The organism is Wolbachia endosymbiont of Pentalonia nigronervosa, from assembly GCF_014534705.1.
GTDB lineage: Bacteria > Pseudomonadota > Alphaproteobacteria > Rickettsiales > Anaplasmataceae > Wolbachia.
The window spans coordinates 1-5854 of the sequence record NZ_JACVWV010000068.1 but is presented as its reverse complement, the minus strand read 5'-3'; the positions used below and the strand labels follow the sequence as shown (position 1 = coordinate 5854).

The 5854-nt window shown below is 35.8% G+C and carries 8 protein-coding genes, 1 tRNA gene and 2 pseudogenes; all 11 read right to left on the bottom strand.

Annotation, left to right across the window (positions count from 1 at the left end):
- Window positions 1-475 precede the first annotated feature (475 nt).
- Window positions 476-549 (bottom strand) — tRNA-Ile (locus IC220_RS05905).
- 3 nt (window positions 550-552) lie between these two features.
- Window positions 553-813 (bottom strand): 50S ribosomal protein L27, encoded by a 261-nt coding sequence (gene rpmA / locus IC220_RS05900; protein ID WP_188153570.1) that lies wholly within the window; start codon window positions 811-813, stop codon window positions 553-555.
- A 12-nt stretch (window positions 814-825) separates the two neighbouring features.
- Complete coding sequence (gene rplU, locus IC220_RS05895; RefSeq protein WP_188153569.1) at window positions 826-1128, bottom strand: 50S ribosomal protein L21; 303 nt, start codon at window positions 1126-1128, stop codon at window positions 826-828.
- 119 nt (window positions 1129-1247) lie between these two features.
- Entirely contained in the window at window positions 1248-1991 is a 744-nt protein-coding gene (locus tag IC220_RS05890; RefSeq protein ID WP_188153568.1) for a putative folate metabolism gamma-glutamate ligase, read from the bottom strand.
- Window positions 1992-2011: 20 nt separating this feature from the next.
- Window positions 2012-2533, bottom strand: coding sequence for a dihydrofolate reductase (locus IC220_RS05885; protein WP_223158794.1), 522 nt, complete (start codon window positions 2531-2533; stop codon window positions 2012-2014).
- On the bottom strand, window positions 2520-3806 hold the full coding sequence (gene folP / locus IC220_RS05880) for a dihydropteroate synthase (RefSeq protein ID WP_188153567.1): 1287 nt from the start codon (window positions 3804-3806) through the stop codon (window positions 2520-2522). The genes IC220_RS05885 and folP overlap by 14 nt, the downstream gene beginning before the upstream one ends.
- Entirely contained in the window at window positions 3806-4219 is a 414-nt protein-coding gene (locus IC220_RS05875) for a dihydroneopterin aldolase (protein WP_188153566.1), read from the bottom strand. The genes folP and IC220_RS05875 overlap by 1 nt, the downstream gene beginning before the upstream one ends.
- Before the next feature lie 149 nt (window positions 4220-4368).
- Window positions 4369-5022: a CADD family putative folate metabolism protein gene (locus IC220_RS05870; RefSeq protein WP_188153565.1), complete on the bottom strand. Its 654-nt coding sequence runs from the start codon at window positions 5020-5022 to the stop codon at window positions 4369-4371.
- A gap of 225 nt (window positions 5023-5247) precedes the next feature.
- Window positions 5248-5397, bottom strand: a pseudogene (locus tag IC220_RS05865) (IS256 family transposase); the annotation flags it as partial.
- Between the two features lie 180 nt (window positions 5398-5577).
- The gene (locus IC220_RS08115; RefSeq protein ID WP_223158793.1) at window positions 5578-5694 is read right to left on the bottom strand and encodes a transposase; all 117 of its coding nucleotides are present in this window, start codon (window positions 5692-5694) and stop codon (window positions 5578-5580) included.
- Window positions 5642-5854 (bottom strand): annotated as a pseudogene (locus IC220_RS07915) (hypothetical protein); the annotation flags it as partial. The pseudogene IC220_RS07915 and the gene IC220_RS08115, both read right to left, overlap by 53 nt.

Here is a 5854-nt window from a genome sequence, read left to right as displayed (position 1 = left end):
ATGATCAAAGTGCTGCAACTTTGTTAGATAACTTACAAATTACAAGAGCTGGAGCAAGTCATGGTAGAGGTTGTAGTGGAAGCAATCTATCCTGAACACTCGTTTGGCAGCGTTAGTGTGCCTATATGGCAGTACAATGTAATAAGAAAATTTTCTCAACATAGAAAGTACAGAGTGCTGCTATGGGAATTTGGTCCTAGTTTGCATATCTTTTTTGTGCGAGATTTTTTTAAAGAAAAGGCTTCTCTTCAGCGTGACAAAAAATTCAATTATTTACTTTCTCTAAACCGCAAAAAATGTCCTACCTTTTAGAGAAAAATAGGTGAAAGCTAATATATTATGTAAAGAAAATGGGAATTTTGGGGAAAATAATTAGGTACGAAATGTCGTATGTATGTGGGTAAAAACAAGCTATTATTGGGGGTTTTTGCCATACTAAAACTAACTTAGAGAGGAGTTTGCAACTACGGGTAAATGGGCCTGGGAAGAGTTGAACCTCCGACCTCACGCTTATCAGGCGTGCGCTCTAACCACCTGAGCTACAGACCCGCGTTAAGCTGATACTTGAATAGGAATAATATCAATAAAGGTCTTTTTATTGGCTGATCTTCTAAAACTAACCCAACCCTCTACTTTAGCAAAAATTGTGTGATCCTTACCTATACCGACATTTTTTCCGGGATGAAATTTCGTACCCCTTTGGCGGACAATTATATTACCAGGTATAACTTTACCATTCTTCTTAATCCCTAACCTGCGACCTATAGAGTCTCTGCCATTACAGGAACTACCACCAGATTTTTTAGTTGCCATATTCTATACCCCTTACTTTTGAAGATTAATTTCATTAATACGAAGAACAGTTATATACTGCCTGTGACCTGTCTTTCTGCGGTAATTTTTTCTCCTCTTCTTTTTAAAAATGATGAGCTTTTCTCCTCTGCATTGCTCTAATACTTCAGCTTTAACAGTAGCGTTAGGTGAATGAGATAGACCATTATCTGAAAGACAAACCACTTTGCTGATTTCTACTTCTTTTCCTTGTTCGGCCTCTAGCTTTTCTACTTTTATTATGCTACCTTTCTTTACTATATATTGCTTTCCGCCTGTCTCAATTACTGCAAACATAACTAATACATACTTTATTATTAACTTTAATCGTAAAGGATGTCATATATCGTGTCAACAGAAATAATGCTTATTTCTAGAGCTATTTTACTACATCTGGTAGTTTGCTATATCAAGCATCATTTTTCATGCTTTAGCCAAGGTGCTCCCATGAGAAGAGTAGAGTAAAGATCTTTCTCTATAGAGATCTTTACACTTTTTTCCTCTTCTGTAGTTGGTGGACGGGCAAGAAAGCTAATTTTAAGTGCGTTTTTAATGATTGCTACTGGTGTTTGTTCTCTTCCTTCTCCCATAACCAACACAGCAGATGTTGCTAATGCATCAAGAAGGTTAATGTGTGTTGTTTGCAGCGGTTGGCCATAAATATCTGATTTACCTATATAAGAGTACAATGGTTTGAATCCACACCAACCAAGCGCAATACCAGTAACTCCATTACGCATCGGTACTACATTACTGTCCGTGATGAGAATGCCAAGATGTTTTATACAATGTTTTGTTTTAAGATAATTCCATATAGATATGGCAGTTTTTTGCACATTTTTTGGGTATAAAATATACATCCCATTACCATTTGACTCATCAATTCCAGCAGATGGAATTAAGACATCATTTTTGATTGTTAAATAGAAATCATGGGGATTATTATCCACGTCAATAATCGCATCAGCTTCTTTTTTGATTAACTCTTCTTTAGAACAAGCAGTTTTGCAAACTACTTGCCTTTGACAAACAGAAATTATTTTTGATGTGATCGCAATGATCACTTGTTCATCTAATAATTCTGCAACATAGTGATCAAGAATCTGTTCTAAACTTTCCCCACATTCAATACGGTGAGTATGAACTGCTTCAACATACATACATCGGTTTCGAAAGAGGTCTATTGTATTTCACAGTAGTTTTTGTGTGTTAACTTACATATAGTGTAATTCTGGGTTCGAGTCACAATAGTTTCGTGCCACTCATCGAGAAGTGTTAAGTTAAGATATGTATTGCCCTTATAAGACCTGTGAATTCTTGTTATAATAAACTCGGAGATTAGGTTATGTTCTAGAAAAAGGTGCGCTATTTGTGCGCCACCAATGATGAAGATCTGAGAGCATTTTAAATTATTCTGAATTAAAAAGAAATCTTGCATGGAAGAAGCAACAGTGCATTTTATATCCTCATCAAAACAAGGATTTAACTTATTATGAGAAAAAACAATAGGAGTACAATCTATTAATACACTTTGTGGCATTGTCTCAAATGTTTTTCTTCCCATAACAACAACTTGACCATGAGTTAATTGACGAAAATTATCTAGTTCGTCTTGGTAATGCCATGGTAACCTGTTATCTATTCCTATCAATCCGTTGGGGTCAACAGCCATAATTCCTATAATTTTTTTAACCATTTCCATACAACGCAACTTGAGTTACAAAAAATTTCATGTGATCACGTACATTATGCACTCGTAGAAAATCAACTTTATTATGTAATATAGATGATGAAGCGATTGTTTCTAGATCTCTGTCACAAGGTAACCCTGTTGCGAATGAAGAGATATATGACTTTCTAGAATGACCTACCAAAACTTTACAACCCAACCTTTTTAATGCCTCTATATTACGTAAAAGCAAAATGCTTTGATACGAAGATTTTCCAAAACCAATACCAGGATCAATAATGATTGAACTCTGATCAAAACCTAAAGCTAATAACCTGTTAATATTCTCCTCTGCCCAACAGTGTACAGTATCTATTGGATTTACGCTATCTGAAATAATGTTATGTTTACTCGGTGGTATTGAGAGTGAATGCATGATAACAATACTGCACCCACTCTGGGCAATGGCTTTTAAGGTATCATCATTCAAATCTCCTTTAACGTCGTTAATCCATGTAATATTATAACGTTCCAAAACATTCAATATAACTTCTGGCCAAAAACTATCAATGCTAATTTTGATTTCCATGTGCTGATGTAGATGATCAAGTACTGGTTTTAAGCGTGCATACTCTGTTTGTGGAGTTTGTATAGAAGAACCAGGTCTTGTTGATTGAGCACCAAGTTCAATGATGCTAGCACCATCAGATAATAGTTGTAGTGCATGTTCGATGGCCTTGTTTTCATCATGATAAAGTCCGCCATCTGAGAATGAATCAGGAGTAATATTTACAATACCTACAAATTCTGGCGACAATGCAAAACTTTTTATAAAACAAACTTCAATATCACCTGCAATGGCACCAAAAGTTTTACCATTGATTGGCAATATACTCATAGGATTGAGCATTGCTATCAGGTGGAGTAAAAATGGCCTGTTCATTAATTCTGGATGAGGGATAGTAAGACGTGGCGTGTCTAGTACTAAGTTGCCCCATATTACAATATCCAAGTCGATAATGCGTGGTGACCACTTTTCATATCCTTGTGGACGGCCTATTTCACATTCGATTTGTTTTAGACCTGTTAATAATTCCTCAGGAGAAAGTGAGCAACTTCCACAAACAACCATATTTAAAAATGGTTTGTTCCATTCACTAGGAGCTGTATCAGGTAAAATGGCTTGTGTTTCTAAAATAATTGAAGACTTTAAATCTTTAAAGTAACGCTCTTTTAGTAATTTAACGGCCTTTTGTAAGTAAGAAAGGCGATTTCCAATATTTGAGCCAATTGAAATATAAATCATTAATTATCTTCTTGTGGTTCATTGCAGTAACTAAAAAAGACGCCTCCATGAACATTAGGAACAGGCGGTGCAGCCTTATGCACAGTTACCTTGATAAAAGAGATAAGATGTTTTTTGTGTGCTACAGATTTGTTAATGGTTAAATATATATCATGAGTTAAATGCTCAATGAGGTGAAATTGTTTGTCCTGTACAAGGTGTTGAATATGCTCTGCTGCTTTGAGATAGCAAACAGTATCTTCAAGTTTATCAGAGGTGAGACCTAAAGGAGGAGATTTAAAAGTAAAGTCAATATTAATACTGACTAGCTGGGGATAAAACCTTTCTTCTGCACGGCACCCTAAATGAACCCAGACCCGCAAATCCGAAATAAGAAGGTTACACAAGGGCTTCTTTTCAGAATTATACTCCATTTAACACCACACTAATACTTTTAAACAAATCTACTACAGCTTTTGCCTGTAAAAACTCTCAGCTTATAATAGCAATTACTATCAGAATTAGGAAATAAAAAAACACTTTTACAACTTAAAACTTACAGCTTTTATATTAAACGCTTATCCTAGCATGCAATTCTATGCATACCATCAAGAAATTTCCATAGAAGCTTTGCACCTTTTTCAGCACCTTCTGCAGCTTTACCTTGTTCTTCTTCACTCAAATTTTCAATGAGATTTGCACACTCTTCAGAGTGCCATTCATCAGCTTCCATATGCACCTCAAAGAATTGAAGGGAGCGCTTGTCACTTATTCCATAGTGCTTTTTTAAACCTTCAATCTTAGACTTAGAAACCTCCGGAGTTTGACGTTCATAAGCATAAAGTGCTCCTAGACCTGAGGCAAAATCTGATTGCACAGCATCGAAATAACAATCAACCAATTCTTGTGTTTCTTTTAGCTGTGGACCTTGATTAAGGTTTGACCTTGCAACACCAAGCCCTTCAGCAAAACGCTTCCATAATTCTGGATGATTTTCTTCCCCTTGTTCTTCTTCAATTAAATTACCAAGTAAAACTTGCCGCGTTTCTAGATCTGGGCATAGAGAATGAATACTACTGATATAGCGAGGAAACGCAGAAACATGGTGATAGTATTCTTTAGCATAGGTTTGTAAATTTTGTAAGCTTAAATTTCCTGCGTTCCATGACTGGTAAAAAGGGTGGTTTAGCAAATGCAATGCATCTAATTTATTATTCAGGGATTGGATAAACTTCATGGTTATTTTTCAACTATATTTACATCAATTTAGATACTATATTATTTCATAGACATCAAGTTATATTTGTGTTTCGTTCGTTGTATGCCTGAAAAGTAAAAGCTTTTTTTCCTAAGATCTGCTGCGAATCAAAGGAGAAAAACTCAGAATATGAGATTAGATAAACAAAGTAAGGTTAAAAACCGTGCCTCAAGTTCACAATACCGGCGATAATATTGAACCTCATAAAGTTTTCGCACTTTTGCCGTTTCTTCGATTATTTTCTTCTTCCCTATTATTTGATAGATAATTCTCCATTTTCCCTTCTAGGCTTGCTTCTAGCAACTTCTTTATCAAAGGTGTTAATGCCCCATCTTTCCCGGTTATAGCATTTCCCAAACCAAATGATAGACTTCTGTAATGGCTTGACCAACAAGAAGAAAAAGGTCCTTTTGTTGACGCATTCTCGGTTTAAGCCAACTTTTGATCGTATGCCAGCAATGCTCTATTGGATTCAAATCTCACTTTTACCCACAATTTTGAGAAGCTATTATGTGGAGCATCACCATGCTTTCCTTAAGATTTTCGTAGCCTCGCCATAGAGTCATGTATTCGTTGTAATTTTCCATTATTGCGACACCTAAAATAGTGGTCGTATACTGTTTTCCATGGCGGAAAATCTTTTGGCAGCATTCTCCACTGACAACCTCCTTTCATTATATATCTTATTGCATGCTCTAATATCGTGTTTTCTTGGCCTTCCTATTGCCCCTTGTGCAACGTATGGCTCTAGTATTTCCCATTCTTTGTCACTTATGTCACTTGGATACATTGTTCCCTCTCTGTTTTTACT